General features: G+C 36.3%; 13 protein-coding genes, 1 pseudogene and 1 other annotated feature. Of the genes and pseudogenes, 10 read left to right on the forward strand and 4 right to left on the reverse strand.

The genetic code is table 11. The features are described from left to right. Positions 1–283 precede the first annotated feature (283 nt). The gene (locus tag GW534_RS13575) at positions 284–805 is read right to left on the reverse strand and encodes a gamma carbonic anhydrase (protein ID WP_161921544.1); all 522 of its coding nucleotides are present in this window, start codon (positions 803–805) and stop codon (positions 284–286) included. A gap of 147 nt (positions 806–952) precedes the next feature. On the opposite strand from GW534_RS13575, the gene GW534_RS13580 reads away from it, so the two are divergent. The 3 genes from GW534_RS13580 (at position 953) to bioB (ending at position 3,827) form a co-directional block, all read left to right on the forward strand. Continuing rightward, a complete protein-coding gene (locus GW534_RS13580; RefSeq protein WP_161921545.1) occupies positions 953–2,017 on the forward strand; it encodes a tetraprenyl-beta-curcumene synthase family protein in 1,065 nt (354 codons plus the stop codon). A 141-nt stretch (positions 2,018–2,158) separates the two neighbouring features. Beyond that, on the forward strand, positions 2,159–2,755 hold the full coding sequence (locus GW534_RS13585; RefSeq protein WP_161921546.1) for a biotin transporter BioY: 597 nt from the start codon (positions 2,159–2,161) through the stop codon (positions 2,753–2,755). A gap of 76 nt (positions 2,756–2,831) precedes the next feature. Next, positions 2,832–3,827 (forward strand): biotin synthase BioB, encoded by a 996-nt coding sequence (gene bioB, locus GW534_RS13590; RefSeq protein ID WP_161921547.1) that lies wholly within the window; start codon positions 2,832–2,834, stop codon positions 3,825–3,827. A gap of 58 nt (positions 3,828–3,885) precedes the next feature. On the opposite strand, the gene GW534_RS13595 is transcribed toward bioB, so the two are convergent. Then, positions 3,886–4,461 carry a tRNA (mnm(5)s(2)U34)-methyltransferase gene (locus tag GW534_RS13595; RefSeq protein WP_161921548.1) on the reverse strand — a complete coding sequence of 192 codons (576 nt, stop codon included), beginning with the start codon at positions 4,459–4,461 and terminating at the stop codon, positions 3,886–3,888. Then, positions 4,458–5,423 (reverse strand): TIGR01212 family radical SAM protein, encoded by a 966-nt coding sequence (locus tag GW534_RS13600; protein ID WP_161921549.1) that lies wholly within the window; start codon positions 5,421–5,423, stop codon positions 4,458–4,460. Before GW534_RS13600 ends, GW534_RS13595 begins: the two co-directional genes overlap by 4 nt. Positions 5,424–5,620: 197 nt before the next feature. Between GW534_RS13600 and GW534_RS13605 the strand changes: the two genes are divergently transcribed. The 7 genes and pseudogenes from GW534_RS13605 (at position 5,621) to GW534_RS13635 (ending at position 13,778) form a co-directional block, all read left to right on the forward strand. Further along, positions 5,621–5,884 carry a YtzC family protein gene (locus GW534_RS13605; RefSeq protein ID WP_161921550.1) on the forward strand — a complete coding sequence of 88 codons (264 nt, stop codon included), beginning with the start codon at positions 5,621–5,623 and terminating at the stop codon, positions 5,882–5,884. Positions 5,885–6,024: 140 nt separating this feature from the next. Continuing rightward, on the forward strand, positions 6,025–7,179 hold the full coding sequence (locus GW534_RS13610) for an acyl-CoA dehydrogenase family protein (protein WP_161921551.1): 1,155 nt from the start codon (positions 6,025–6,027) through the stop codon (positions 7,177–7,179). Beyond that, entirely contained in the window at positions 7,176–8,255 is a 1,080-nt protein-coding gene (locus tag GW534_RS13615) for an acyl-CoA dehydrogenase family protein (protein ID WP_161921552.1), read from the forward strand. Before GW534_RS13610 ends, GW534_RS13615 begins: the two co-directional genes overlap by 4 nt. Before the next feature lie 85 nt (positions 8,256–8,340). Then, positions 8,341–9,147, forward strand: a complete 807-nt coding sequence (locus GW534_RS13620) for an enoyl-CoA hydratase/isomerase family protein (protein WP_161921553.1) — start codon at positions 8,341–8,343, stop codon at positions 9,145–9,147. Positions 9,148–9,476: 329 nt separating this feature from the next. Next, positions 9,477–10,443 (forward strand): annotated as a pseudogene (glpK, locus tag GW534_RS13625) (glycerol kinase GlpK); the annotation flags it as partial. A 294-nt stretch (positions 10,444–10,737) separates the two neighbouring features. After that, positions 10,738–10,974, forward strand: a binding site (T-box leader). A gap of 102 nt (positions 10,975–11,076) precedes the next feature. Further along, positions 11,077–13,491 carry a leucine--tRNA ligase gene (gene leuS, locus GW534_RS13630; protein WP_161921554.1) on the forward strand — a complete coding sequence of 805 codons (2,415 nt, stop codon included), beginning with the start codon at positions 11,077–11,079 and terminating at the stop codon, positions 13,489–13,491. 101 nt (positions 13,492–13,592) lie between these two features. After that, on the forward strand, positions 13,593–13,778 hold the full coding sequence (locus GW534_RS13635; RefSeq protein ID WP_161921555.1) for a sporulation protein Cse60: 186 nt from the start codon (positions 13,593–13,595) through the stop codon (positions 13,776–13,778). Between the two features lie 135 nt (positions 13,779–13,913). Here the strand turns inward: GW534_RS13635 and GW534_RS13640 are convergent, their stop codons facing one another. Beyond that, complete coding sequence (locus GW534_RS13640; RefSeq protein WP_161921556.1) at positions 13,914–15,182, reverse strand: BaiN/RdsA family NAD(P)/FAD-dependent oxidoreductase; 1,269 nt, start codon at positions 15,180–15,182, stop codon at positions 13,914–13,916. Between the last annotated feature and the right edge of the window lie 121 nt (positions 15,183–15,303).

Raw genomic sequence — 15,303 nt, forward strand, 5'->3', positions numbered from 1 at the left:
AAAACTGCAATAAATCAAAATGATTTATGCAGTCAAAATAGGTTCCTAAATACAATCATACTTAAAATAAAAAAGAAATAAACAAAAATGCTTATAGGGCTGTTCAGATGTCGGTTTTGACCTGAACGGCCTTATTATTATTAGATATAAAGAACCTGATGAATTAATTCTATTTGACATTCCTTAAGAGGGAAAAGTGAGCAATATCTTTTTTGATACATTCTACTGGACATAATGGCCGAAAGCATTTGTAATACTATCTAATGCAGTAATCTTTAATAACCTATTTATCCTGTAACGATTTATAATACTGTCCCTTTTCTCGGTATTCACGGTAAATCCGGTCCATTTCCTTATAATCATCTTCCGTTAATTCGCGAATTACTTTTGCTGGACGGCCAAAGGCTAAAGTTCGTGGTGGGATTTTTTTACCTTGTGGTACAAGACTACCTGCACCGATAAATGCATGTTCACCTATTTCAGCACCGTCTAAAATAATAGATCCCATTCCAATGAGTGCGTTTTTTCTTATAATACAACTATGTAATGTAACTTGATGCCCAACTGTTACGTTGTCTTCTAAAATTAATGGATTGTTAGGGCTTTGATGTAACATACATAAATCTTGAATATTTGTGTTTTTCCCAATTTTAGTAGGTGCTACATCCCCACGTATGACGGTATTATACCAAATGCTTGAGTATTCACCGATTTCAACATCACCTGTTACTGTAACAAAATCGGCTAAGAATACGGATTCTGCTATTTTTGGATAAGCCCCTTTGTATGGATAAATTTTATACATGAATTTTCCCCCTATTCTTAACAAATGATAGTACTATTTTACAATAAAATTCGAATATTTTGTGTCTAGCGACATTGCATTTTTCTTTTAAAGAGACTATTCGTTATAATGAAAGTAAGAACAAACGAAAGTAGTGAGGCGAAAATATTGTCAATACCAAAAAATCCAATTAATTTAATGAAGCAATGTTATCAAAAAGTTTTTCCTACTGTTAATCGTGAATTGAAACGATGGAATGAAAAAGCAAAAGCGATTCCAGATGCTGAATTGAGACAACAAGCATTAAATAGTCAAAGTGATAAACGATTTCACTGTGAGGGTGGGGCAATTCTAGCTTTATTAGCTAAGGATAAGTATGAAGCAGCTATTAAGTTTATAGTAGCGTATCAAACAATTAGTGATTATTTAGATAATCTTTGTGACCGTTCCACATCACTTAATCCTCTAGATTTCCGTACATTACATCAGTCCATGGTTGATTGTTTAAAAACTGAAAATAGTCCTGAAAATTATTATCGATTTAGAAATGAACAAGACGATGGAGGCTATTTACAGGAATTAGTTGAAACATGTCAATCCGTCTTAAAAGATATCAAAGGTTACTCTATAATTCGAAACTATTTAATAGAGTTATGCCAATATTATTGTGATTTACAAGTACACAAACATGTGAAAAAAGAAGAACGTTTACCGCGTTTGAAAAATTGGTTTGCAGCTAACCAAGAATCTCTTCCTGAAATGACGTGGTATGAATTTGCAGCTTGTTCAGGATCAACGCTGGGAATCTTTTGTTTAGTTTCATATGCAATGCGTGATGATTTTACAGAAGAACAGGCACAGGCAATCCGTGATGGTTATTTCCCATATATTCAAGGTTTACATATTTTGTTAGATTATTTTATAGACCAGGAAGAGGATCTAAAAGAAGGGGATTTAAACTTTTGTACGTATTATGAAAATGATGAAATGCTTTTAAGTCGATTTCAATTATTTATTGAAGAAGCGGACAAGTATACCGGAATATTACCTGATCAAAAATTTCATCAGATGATAAATCGCGGTTTATTAGGATTATATTTATCAGATCGTAAAATTAAATGGAAAAAACAAACCGAAATTATGGCTAGAAAAATACGTAAACAAGGTGGCTGGATTAGTCAATTCTTTTATATTAATGCGAAAATTTACCAAAGAAAACAACAAATTATATAGTTCAACTTTATCGTCGTTCAATTTAATCTGAACGGCTATTTTTTTGTGAAAATATATGTTAACTTAAACTTAAATAAGTTGACAAAAGAGGTGAATTCGATTATTTTTAGATTGTTAATAATATTTTGGAGGTAAAGTGTTATGCAAAGAAAAATGAGAACGATCGAAATTACGCTCGTAAGTTTATTTGTTGTTTTGATTGCAATAGGAGCTAATATTACAACAATTGCGCCGTTTTTAGTAGTTGGTGGAGTACCAATCACGCTACAAACCTTTTTTGCAATTTTAGCGGGATTAATCCTGGGAGCAAGACTAGGAACAATTTCAACTACTGTATATATGGTCGGTGGCCTCATAGGTTTACCATTTTTTGCACAATTTAAAGGTGGAATAGCTGCGTTATTTTTCCCAACATTCGGATTTATTCTTTCGTTTATTCTTGTGGCATTTGTTTGTGGAAAAATGGTAGAAAAAAAGAAAACTGTAACACCATATATTATTGCGGCATTAATAGGCACAGCGATTAACTACATTGTTGGAACAAACTGGATGTATTTTGCATATTTAAATTGGGCGGAGGCTCCAGAAGGCTTTACATATGGAATGGCGTGGTTATGGATGGTTGTACCACTACCAAAGGATATTATTTTAGCTGTTGTAGCAGGTATTTTTGCGCACCGTATGCGCTTTTCCGTTTTAACTAAGGGACAATTTAAACATTTACGAATTGGGGCGTAATCTAGGCTATGTGAGTAGCCTTTGCCCTTTTTTTAAATATGTAAATAGATATTGTTTTGTTAAAGGGGGAAATGAAATGGGAGAATGGAAGCAGTTAGCTTATGAAGTATTAGAGGGGAAAGAGTTAACGAATGAGGAAGCATTAAGTATTTTGAATGCACCTGATGAGGAATTACTTGAACTACTGCATGCATCATATATCATTCGTCATCGTTATTTTGGAAATAAAGTGAAGCTAAATCAAATAAATAACGTGAAATCAGGTATTTGTCCAGAAAATTGCAGTTATTGTGCACAATCAAGTATTTCGAATGCTCCCGTTGAGAAATATACGATGTTAAATAAGGATCAAATAGTTGAAGGGGCGAAAAAGGCTTATGAAATGCAAATTGGCACATACTGTATTGTTGCAAGTGGAAGAGGGCCAAGTAAACGAGAACTTGAAACGGTAACAGAAGCGGTAAAAGAAATTAAAGAACGTTTTAATTTAACGGTTTGTGCATGTTTAGGAATTTTAAAACCAGAACAAGCATTGCAATTGAAAGAAGCAGGTGTTGATCGATATAACCATAATATTAATACTTCAAAAAACCATCACTCCGTTATAACGACTACTCATACATATGATGATCGGGTAAATACAATCGAACATGTAAAGCAAGCGGGTATTTCTCCTTGCTCAGGTGTTATTGTAGGAATGAAGGAAACAAAACAAGATGTCGTCGATATGGCTTTCAGTTTAAAAGCATTAGATGCGGACTCGATTCCAGTTAACTTCCTTCATGCAATTCCAGGAACACCATTAGAAGGAACGAATGATTTAAATCCTCGTTATTGTTTAAAAGTTTTAGCGTTAATGCGCTTTGTAAATCCAACTAAGGAAATCCGAATTTCTGGCGGAAGAGAAGTAAATTTACGCACTTTACAACCATTTGGTCTATACCCAGCAAATTCCATTTTTGTCGGAGACTATTTAACAACGGATGGACAAGCAGAATCAACGGATTTCCAAATGTTAAAGGATTTAGGTTTTGAAATTGATTTTAAAGAAACGGCCGAAGTAGGTGCATAGTTATATAAAAAAGTTCGCCAAAATAGTGAATGGCGAACTTTTTCCTATAGATAAAAAATTAACTCCTCTTCTCAACCGCGATAATAAACGGCGGGTTATTTTTCTGATTTAAAAACTTGTAACAAAGAACATGGGCACGTTGTTGGTCAATGTTTTTCACATAATCTAATAACGCTTTTTTTTCTACATCGCCACCAGGATGGCCATGATATACAACGAAAACGATAATTCCTTCAACAGCCATTATTTCTAACAATTGTTCTAGTGCCTCGATGGTAGTGTCAGGTTTTGTAATAATATTATGATCGCCCTTTGGTAAATAGCCAAGGTTAAAGATCGCACCTTTTACTTTCCCATAAAATTCCTCTGGAATGCATTGTTTTATATTTTCATGACCAGTTTGAAAAAGTTCAACATTGTTTTGTAGGTTCTCCCTTTGCAGCCGCTCTGTTGTTCGTTCAATTGCTTCTTTTTGAATATCAAAACCAAATACTTTTCCTGTTGGACCAACTAAATTAGCTAAAAATACAGTATCGTTTCCGTTACCAACGGTTCCGTCGACGACAATATCTCCCGTTGTGGCAGCTTTTTCCATTAATGTATGGGAAAAGGGAAGGATTCTTTGTAATTTCATTGGTTCATCGCTTCCTTTTCTGTATTTTTTATATAATATTTACCTTGGTAACTTCCACGTCGTTCTAATTCTTGATCAATTGCATTTAATACATTCCATTTATTCACACTCCACATTGGTCCAATCATTAAATTCGCTGGTCCGTCTCCTGTAATTCGTTGAACAACCATTTCTGGAGGGATAATTTCCAACTGATCACAAACGAGGTTCACATATTCTTCAAATGAAAGAAACTCTAACATCCCTTTTTCATATTGTTTCACCATAGGTGTGCCTTTTAATAAATGAAGAAGGTGAATTTTAATACCTTGTACATCTAAGTTTGCAACTGCGCGAGCCGTTTCCATCATCATGTTATAATCTTCCTGTGGTAGGCCGTTAATAATATGACTGCAAATGCGAATATTATGTTTACGGAGCTTATTAACCCCGTCAATATAGCATTGAAAATCATGGGCGCGATTTACTAATTTTGCTGTTTCCTCATGGACCGTTTGAAGTCCTAATTCTACCCATAAATATGTCCGTCCATTTAGTTCTGCTAAATATTCAACAACATCGTCTGGAAGACAATCAGGTCTTGTTGCAATAGATAACCCGACAACACCTTCTTGTGCGAGAGCAGCTTCGTATTTTTCTCGTAATACTTCAACAGGAGCGTGAGTATTAGTAAAAGCTTGAAAATAGGCAATGTACTTACCGTTTTTCCATTTTTGATGCATTTTATCTTTAATTTCTTGGAATTGAACTTCAATTGGCTTTGCTCGGTCACCGGCAAAATCTCCTGATCCGGCTGCACTACAGAAAGTACAACCGCCATATGCAACGGTACCATCACGGTTCGGACAATCAAACCCGCCATCTAAAGCAATTTTGAAAATTTTTTCACCAAAATGATTTCGAAGATGGTAATTCCATGAGTGGTATCGTTTATTATCTGTTGAAAATGGAAATGGATTCATAGTAAAACTTCCCTTCAAATAATTACGTAGGCTTATCTACTTGTAATAGTAAAATAAAAAATACGAATCATAAGTCCGAATTCATTTTACCATTATTCCCATAAATTTAATAACAACTATTTACTTCAGATGTAGATAATATTTTTGAAAGAGTTCCTCTTTCATGTACTCGATAATGGCTTTCGAGGGGGTATACAATGACAACACGTGAATCGCTAGAACAGTTTTTAAGCGAATGTCAGCAAACGATTGATTATGCCCGTGCCCATTTAATTGAAGGATCAAGATTTGAACATTATGACGATGTTGGTTATACGAATGCTCAACTTGAACTTGAAAGACGATACAATGAATTAATGAAAATGTATCAATCGGCCAATGCTCAGCAACGGGAACAATTACATCGCATGCGTTTGCAACTACAGTCATTGCAAAATGAAATGACCTTACTCGACCATTAAGATTGATAAGGAAAAGGATTTTTATAAGTCCTTTTCCTTTTTATTTAAAAACGGTTTTATTTGCAATCTTAATGAAATAAATAATATTGTATAAGTATAAATATTTTATATATTCCAAAAAATAACCAGGAGGTAATTTAATGTATAAATTCGTTTTGCCTGTTGTGGAGTTTACTGAAGAACACAATCGATTTAGGTTGGAAGTGCGCGAGTTTTTACAAAAGGAAAGAGAAAAAGGTACATATGAAACAAGATGTGATTCATGGCTAAATGGTTTTAATCCTGAATTTTCACGAAAGCTCGGTGAAAAAGGATGGATTGGAATAACTTGGCCGAAAAAGTATGGAGGTTCGGAAAGAAGTGCACTTGATCGTTACATCGTTATTGAAGAACTACTTGCAGCAGGAGCTCCAGTAGCGGGACATTGGATTGCTGATCGTCAATCAGGTCCACTTCTATTAAGGTTTGGTACTGAGGAGCAGCGGAAGTTTTATTTACCGAAAATTGCGAAAGGTGAATGTTATTTTGCAATTGGTATGAGTGAACCAAATTCTGGTTCAGACCTTGCATCTGTTAGTACACGAGCTGTAAAAACAGATGGTGGTTGGATTTTAAACGGAACTAAAACATGGACGAGCGGAGCCCACCATGCCCATTATATGATTGTCCTATGTCGAACAAGGCCGAAAGATTCTCAAAATCGTCATGCAGGTTTTAGTCAATTAATTGTCGATTTATCTAGTCCTGGTGTAAGTATTCGACCAATCAAATATTTAACGGGAGCTGCCCATTTTAACGAAGTGTTTTTTGAAAATGTTTTTGTACCAGATGAAAACTTAGTAGGACAAGAAGGAAATGGTTGGAAACAAAATATGGCAGAGCTTGCCTATGAGCGGAGCGGACCAGAACGTATTTTAAGTACATATCCTCTTTTAGAAGAGTTAATTAAAGAATTAAAGGAAAACCAAGATTTACCTAGATTAACAGAGGCTATGAAACTAGTTGCTGAACTAAATAGTTTACGGCAAATGTCAATCGGTGTAGCGAAATATTTAGAAGAAGGAAAAGATGTTGGTATTACAGCTGCCTTAATTAAAGATATGGGAACAAAGTTTGAAAAATTAGTCGCTGAAATGACGAGATTACTTGTTAATGCTACACCATCACTAGATTCCGAAAAAACGATTGAGAAATATTTAGCTCAGTCAATTTTACATGCACCTGGTTTTACACTCCGTGGTGGGACGACTGAAATTTTAAGAGGAATTGTAGCGAAAGGAATGGTGGCGCAATGAGTGAAATGAGGGAACTAATGGTTGAGCTAACGGAGAAAATCTTGAAAGAAAATTGCTCAAAGGAATTGGTTGACCAAGCTGAAGAGGGGATTTGGCAGGGGAAATTATGGAAGTTAATTGAAGAAGCAGGGATTTTTACAATCGGTATTTCTGAAGATAGTGGTGGAACGGGTGGAGATTATGCTGACGGATTCCATGTTTTACGTTTAGTTGGAAAGTATGCTGTTCCACTTCCGGTTTCTGAAACATTAATTGGGAATTGGTTGTTACAGGAAATGGGGCTACAGCCTGAAACGAATCCTTTAACTATATCAATTAAAAAGGATGAATTTATTAATATTCAAGAAAAAGAGCAAGGGTTTTTAGTAACTGGCAAACTGACAAAAGTACCTTGGGGGAGATTTGCGAAAAAAGTTGTAACGATTGGTAAAAAAGAAGATGAAACTTATTTCATTTTGTTGCCAATTGAAGGTGCCAGTATCGAAAAAAGCACTAACCTTGCCGGAGAACCACAGGATACAATTTCTTTCGATCAAACAGTAACAGAACTACAAATGAAATTTGTGAATGTGGAAGGGTTAATAGAAAAGGTCCAAGATTTACAAGGATTATCGAAGGCTGCCATGATGAGTGGTGCGATGGAAAATATTTTAGATATGACGGTTCAGTATACAAGGGAGCGGGAGCAGTTCGGACGCCCAATTCATAGACAGCAAGCAGTTCAACAGTATTTAGCGATTTTAGCAGGAGAAACAGCCGCATCGTTAACGATTACAAATAAAGCAATTGAAGCATTTCAGGAAAACAATGATGTATACGAACTTGCCAGTGCAAGAGTAAAGACAAGTAGTGCCGCTGGTAAAGTTGCTGAGCTGTCACATCAAGTCCATGGTGCCATTGGTGTGACTTACGAACATCGTCTCCATCAATTAACGAGAAGACTATGGGCATGGCGAGAAGAAGCAGGGAATGAAAATGATTGGGCAGAAAAGTTAGCGCATAAAATATTAAATGATGATAAATCGACATTATGGGAATTTTTAACGAGAACGGGAAGTAAAAATCCAGTTGGATAAAAATGAAACTGTATTGAGGGATTTTTTTAATGAATGCTTTCGACAAGAACTTTATATAGTTTAATAGGAAAATAGGAGGATAATAATGGCAGATTTACTATTTTCAGTAGAAGATTCAATAGCACGTATTACATTGAACCGACCAGAGCGCATGAATGCATTCAGTGAAGAAATGATTAACAAATGGATTGAAGCACTTGAAACAGTCCGGGATTCGGATGAGATACGAGCAGTCATTGTTTCTGGAAACGGTAGAGGCTTTTGTGCTGGTGGCGATATTAAAGAAATGGCAAAGGGGAATGGATTTTTTAAGAGTGAGGAAGATATTTCAAGTACTGGACTTGCTCGAAAAAATTCTTTATGGAAAAAGATTCAACGCGTTCCTTTATTACTTGAAGAAATTGATAAACCAGTTATTGTTAAAGTTCACGGGTTTGCCTTTGGAGCCGGTTTAGATATGGCGTTAATGTGTGATATTCGAATTGTAGCAGAAAGTACGAAACTATCAGAAAGCTATGTTAATGTCGGCATTGTCCCAGGAGATGGAGGAGCTTATTTTCTACCGAGACTTGTAGGTGTCGATCGAGCGCTTGATATGTTGTGGACGGGAAGAGTGCTAACAGCGAAAGAGGCAAAGGAGATAGGATTAGTTACTTTCGTTGTTCCTGATGAAGAGTTGGAGGCATTTACAGAAGATTACGTTCAGAAATTAGTTAGAGGGCCACAGCAAGCGATTAGAATGATAAAACGAGCCGTATATCAAAATCAAAATATGGATTTGAGATCGTCATTAGATATGATTTCTTCCTTTATGGCCATCGTAACGGAGCTGGATGATTACAAAAGAGGTGTTCAAGCCGTCGTTGAGAAAAGAAAACCGGAGTTTGATTAGTATAATATTTTTCATTTCAAAGTCCATTCAAAAACATACCTAACGATATTATTAATATTTAAGTTTTTTGAGTGTAGTGGCGGCGACTCCAGCCGGACTAGCACGAGCCGAAGACCCCGCAGACGAGCTTGCGAGGCGAGGAGGCTAAGGCTGTGCCGGTGGAAAGCGTCCGCCGCCGAACTAAAAAGTAATGTTAGGAGCATTCTTTCTTGATTGCTCCATTTTTTTGTCACAAGAAAACATACAAATGAACTTTAATTGTTCCCGATTTTCTCAAATGGTAAAATTTATTTAAAGATTGTTGTTGGTTTGGGAGGGGGAATTAATAAATGGAGAAAAACTATGTTTTAGCCATTGATCAAGGGACGACAAGTTCACGCGCAATTTTATTTAATAAACAAGGTTCGATTGTAAACGTTTCCCAAAGGGAGTTCACATAAATTTTTCCAAAGTCTGGTTGGGTTGAGCATAATGCAGGTGAAATTTGGGGGTCTGTGTTAGCAGTAATTGCGGAAGTGTTGGCAGAATCAGGTGTCGATGCGAAAGATGTAGCTGCAATTGGAATTACGAATCAACGGGAGACAACTGTTGTATGGGATAAAACGACTAGAAAGCCAGTTTATAATGCAATCGTTTGGCAGTCACGACAAACAAATGACATTTGTGAACAATTAAAGGCAGATGGATTAAATGAAGTATTCCGGAAAAAAACAGGTTTACTTATTGATCCTTATTTTAGTGGAACGAAGGTAAAATGGATTTTAGATAATGTAAGTGGTGCAAGAGAGAAGGCGGAAAAAGGTGAATTACTTTTTGGCACAATTGACACATGGTTAATCTGGAAACTAACCGGTGGAAAAGTCCATGTAACGGATTTTTCGAATGCAGCTAGAACGTTAATGTATAATATTTAAGAATTAAAATGGGACGAAGAATTGCTCGAGATTTTAAATGTACCGAAAACAATGTTACCGGAAGTAAAACCGTCTTCCTACGTATATGGAGAAACAGAACCAAATTTATTTTTCGGACAAAAAATTGCTATTTTAGGAGTAGCTGGTGATCAACAAGCTGCCTTATTCGGTCAACCATGTTTTGAACAAGGAATGGCAAAAAATACATACGGAACAGGTTGTTTTATGTTAATGAATACAGGGGAAAAAGCCGTTCATTCAAACGACAATAACATGGGGAATCGATGGAAAAGTCGAATATGCACTAGAAGGTAGTATTTTTGTTGCTGGGTCGGCTATCCAGTGGTTGCGGGACGGATTACGCATGTTAAAAAACTCTGCGGACAGTGGAAAGTGGATCAACGTTTTGTAAACAATATGGATCAAGAAAAAGTAGACGAGTTATACAATGGTTGGCAAAAAGCAGTCCAAGCAGCGATGGTGTTTAAATTATAGATTTATGGTAATAATGGTGTATAAGTTTGGCTTAAATAAATAATTTTGTCACAAAACTATGCAAAAAGCATAACGTATATATTACAATTTTTGAAGAAAAGCAAAAAATGTATCATACACTTGCAATTTGTCGAAAGTTTCAATATAATATTTCCATAATTAACAAATTAATTAAGAAATTGGAAAGACTATGAGAAGGAGTAGTAATGTTCATTGCACTGTGTAGAGAGCTGGCGGTTGGTGCAAGCCAGTCTGGGCATAACATGAACTCGCCTTCGAGTCGCAAATATGAACATAAGTAGTATTTGCCGGATCGACCCACGTTACGGGCTAATGGAGCGAATATATACAGTTGGAATGAACTGTATATATTAAAATGGGTGGTACCGCGGGAGAAATCAATCCTCTCGTCCCAAATATTGACTTTGGGATGGGGGGATTTTTATATTTTTATATTTTTAACCAAGTCGTTCCGCAAAGTCTTGCTAATTGAAATACTATTTAAGGAGGAAGTAAACAGATGAGTTATAACCATCAGGAAATTGAGAAAAAGTGGCAAAATTATTGGTTAGACAACAAAACGTTTAAAACAGGCGAAGATATGAGTAAGCCAAAATACTTTGCGATGCCAATGTTCCCATATCCATCCGGAGCTGGACTTCACGTAGGACATCCAAAGAGTTATACAGCAGTAGATATCGTTGCAAGAATGAAAAGAATGCAAGGATATAATGTGCTTCATCCAATGGGATGGGACGCTTTCGGTCTACCTGCTGAACAATATGCTCTAGATACAGGAAATGATCCAGCAGAATTTACAGAAAAAAATATTGAAACATTCAGAAGACAAATTATTTCACTAGGTTTATCCTATGATTGGGATCGGGAGGTAAATACAACTGATCCGAAATATTACAAATGGACACAATGGATTTTTATCAAATTATTTGAAAAAGGTCTAGCTTATATTGATGAAGTACCTGTAAACTGGTGTCCAGCCCTTGGTACAGTTTTAGCGAACGAAGAAGTTATTGACGGTAAAAGTGAACGTGGTGGACATCCGGTTATTCGGAAACCAATGAAACAATGGGTATTAAAAATTACAGAATATGCGGAACGTCTACTAGAAGACTTAGATGAGCTAGATTGGCCAGAAAGTCTAAAAGACATGCAACGGAACTGGATTGGTCGCTCAGAAGGTGCGGATATTACATTTGACATTGATGGACATGATGAATCATTTACTGTATTTACGACACGTCCTGATACATTATTCGGTGCAACATATGCCGTCCTTTCACCAGAACATCCACTTGTAGATAAAATTACTACAGTTGAACAAAAAGCTGCAGTAGATGCATATAAAGAAGAAGTACAAAAGAAATCTGATCTTGAACGTACTGATCTTGCAAAAGATAAAACAGGTGTATTCACTGGTGCTTATGCAGTGAATCCAGTTAATGATGAAAGAATTCCAATCTGGATTGCAGACTACGTATTAATGTCTTATGGTACAGGTGCAATTATGGCGGTACCTGCCCATGATGAACGTGACTATGAGTTTGCGAAAAAATTTGATTTACCAATCCGTGAAGTTGTCGCTGGCGGCGATATTGAAAAAGAAGCTTATACAGGTGATGGACCTCACGTGAATTCCGATTTCCTTAACGGACTTAATAAAGAAGATGCAATTAATAAAATGATTGATTGGGTTGAGGAAAAAGGAATCGGTAAGAAAAAAGTACAATATAAACTTCGCGACTGGTTATTTAGCCGTCAACGTTACTGGGGTGAACCAATCCCAATCATCCATTGGGAAGATGGTACAATGACTGCTGTTCCTGAAGAAGAGCTACCACTTTTACTACCAGAAATGGATGAAATTAAACCATCTGGAACAGGTGAATCACCATTAGCGAACGCAAAGGATTGGTTAGAAGTTGTTGACCCTGTTACAGGTAAAAAAGGTCGTCGTGAAACAAATACGATGCCACAATGGGCGGGGAGCTGCTGGTACTATTTACGCTACATTGATCCACATAACGATGAGTTAATCGTTGATCCAGAAAAAGTGAAATACTGGTTACCGGTTGACCTTTATATTGGTGGAGCGGAACACGCGGTACTTCACTTACTATATGCTCGTTTCTGGCATAAAGTACTTTATGATATTGGTGTTGTGCCAACAAAAGAACCATTCCAAAAATTAGTGAACCAAGGAATGATTCTTGGTGAGAACCATGAAAAAATGAGTAAATCTAAAGGTAATGTAGTAAACCCAGACGAAATTGTTGATAGTCATGGTGCAGATACGTTAAGACTTTACGAAATGTTTATGGGTCCACTTGAAGCTTCAGCACCTTGGTCAACGACTGGTCTTGACGGATCTCGTCGTTTCTTAGACCGAGTTTGGCGTTTAATTGTCAATGATAATGGTACATTATCTGAAAAAGTCGTCAATAAAACAGGTGGCGAGCTTGAAAAGATTTACCATCTAACGGTGAAAAAAGTAACGGAAGATTACGAAGCATTACGTTTCAATACAGGTATTTCACAACTTATGGTATTTGTAAATGAAGCGAATAAAGCAAAAGAACTTCCAAAAGCTTATATTGAAGGATTTGTTAAATTACTTTCACCAGTTTGTCCACATATCGCGGAAGAACTTTGGGCTAAGTTAGGTCATACAGATTCTATTACGTATGCAGATTGGCCAACTTATGATGAAGCGAAAACGGTTGAAAATGAAGTAGAAATCGTAATTCAAATCAACGGTAAAGTAAGAGCGAAACAAGTCGTTGCAAAGGATATTTCAAAAGACGAATTAGCTGAAATTGCTCAAGCAAACGAACAAATTCAGCAACTACTTGAAGGGAAAACAATCCGTAAAGTAATTGCTGTTCCAGGTAAATTAGTAAATATTGTAGCAAACTAATGAGAAAGATGACCGTCTAAATAGGCGGTCATTTTTTGTGGGTTAATTGTTATAAAATTCTAACTATTAGTCAATAATGTGGTAAAAGGGGTGGTAGAATAATGGTTAGTGTAAAAGTATTTGATTATGAACACGAAAAAGATTTAGAAGTTGAAGTGAATCAGTTTTTAGAAAAACTCGACGAAGATCAGTTGATTGATATTAAATATCATGTGGCAACGATGTATGAAGAAGATGAGGAAGATCAAATATATTGTTTTTCGGCAATGGTGATTTATCGGAAATAAGTTAATCTTAATAGTGTTAGACATAATTTTAATTAAAAGCTTGATTGGTATAAGGGTTCTAGCCTGGCGGACTAATTCACGTAAAAAAATGGTACACGGGACCCGTCCCCGTGTACCAAATTCCCGTGTACCAAATTAATTTTGAAGGGCAAATTGCCCTGCGTTCATGCCAGCTAACCGACCGGTAACAAGGGCTGATGTAATATTGAAGCCTCCTGTATAACCGTGAATATCTAACACTTCACCAGAAAAATAAAGACCTTCCATTTTTTTCGATGCCATCGTTTTCGGTTCGATTTCTTTTATTGAAACGCCCCCACCTGTAACAAAGGCTTTTTCAATCGGTAATGTTCCATTGACTGTAAAACGGAAATCTTTTAATAGATGGGCAAAGGCTCTTAATTTGTCTTTCGCTATTGAATTCATTGGGCTATTCTCGTCAATTTCAGCTTGCTTTAATAGAAATACTAAATATCGTTCAGGAACAAACCCTTTTAATGCATTTTTTGCCGCTTTTTTCGGCTCTTCCTTCACTTTTTTCATTATTTCTTGGAACAATACTTCCTCGTTCTGACTTGGCAAAGCATCTATTTTCATCGTCACTCGTTTCGATGTGCCTTTTTTCAGTTCTTTTACGACGAATTGGCTACAGCGTAACACGGCCGGACCGGAAATACCGAAATGGGTAAAAATCATATCCATTTTGTGTGTGATGATCGATTTTCCTTTATGATTCAAAACAGATAAACCAATGTCACGTAAAGAAAGACCTTGTAAAATTCGTTCTTTTATAAAAGGTTCATTAGATGTAACCGGTACTTCAGTTGGATATAAGTCAGTAATTGTATGTCCAGCTTTTTTCGCCCATGGATATCCGTCGCCTGTTGAACCAGTGTAAGGTACAGATTTTCCTCCAACTGCGACGACAACAGCCTTTGTTTCGATCGTCTCGCCAGTTTTTAATAATACTTTTGCAACACGGCCATTTTCATAATCGATATCTTCTACAGGACAATTCGTTTTAATCGTTACATTTAATTGTTTTAAACGAGTGAGTAAGGCGTTTACCACTGATTTGGCATCATTTGATACCGGAAACATGCGTCCGTGATCTTCTTCCTTCAGTTTTACACCTAAGTTTTCAAAAAAGCGAATGATATCTTCATTATTAAAAATGGAAAATGCGCTATATAAAAATCGTCCATTTCCAGGTATATGTTTAACAATTTCATCTTGAGGTAATCGGTTTGTAACATTACAACGTCCGCCACCGGAAATAGCTAATTTTCTTCCTAATTTATTTCCTTTATCGACAAGCATCACTTTTGCTCCAGTTTCACCTGCTGCAATAGCTGCCATAAGGCCACTTGGACCACCGCCGATTACTAGTACGTCTGTTTTCACAGTTTTTCATCCTTGTCTGTTTAGTTTTTTCCTTATAAAAAATTCTTTCCTATTATACAAAAAAGAGAACAGTAAAGAAAGTGGATAAAAATGCGAGTTAATTTTTTCTATATGAGTACTA

The organism is Pallidibacillus pasinlerensis (assembly GCF_009996845.1).
GTDB classification, from domain to species: Bacteria; Bacillota; Bacilli; order Bacillales; family Caldibacillaceae; genus Pallidibacillus; species Pallidibacillus pasinlerensis.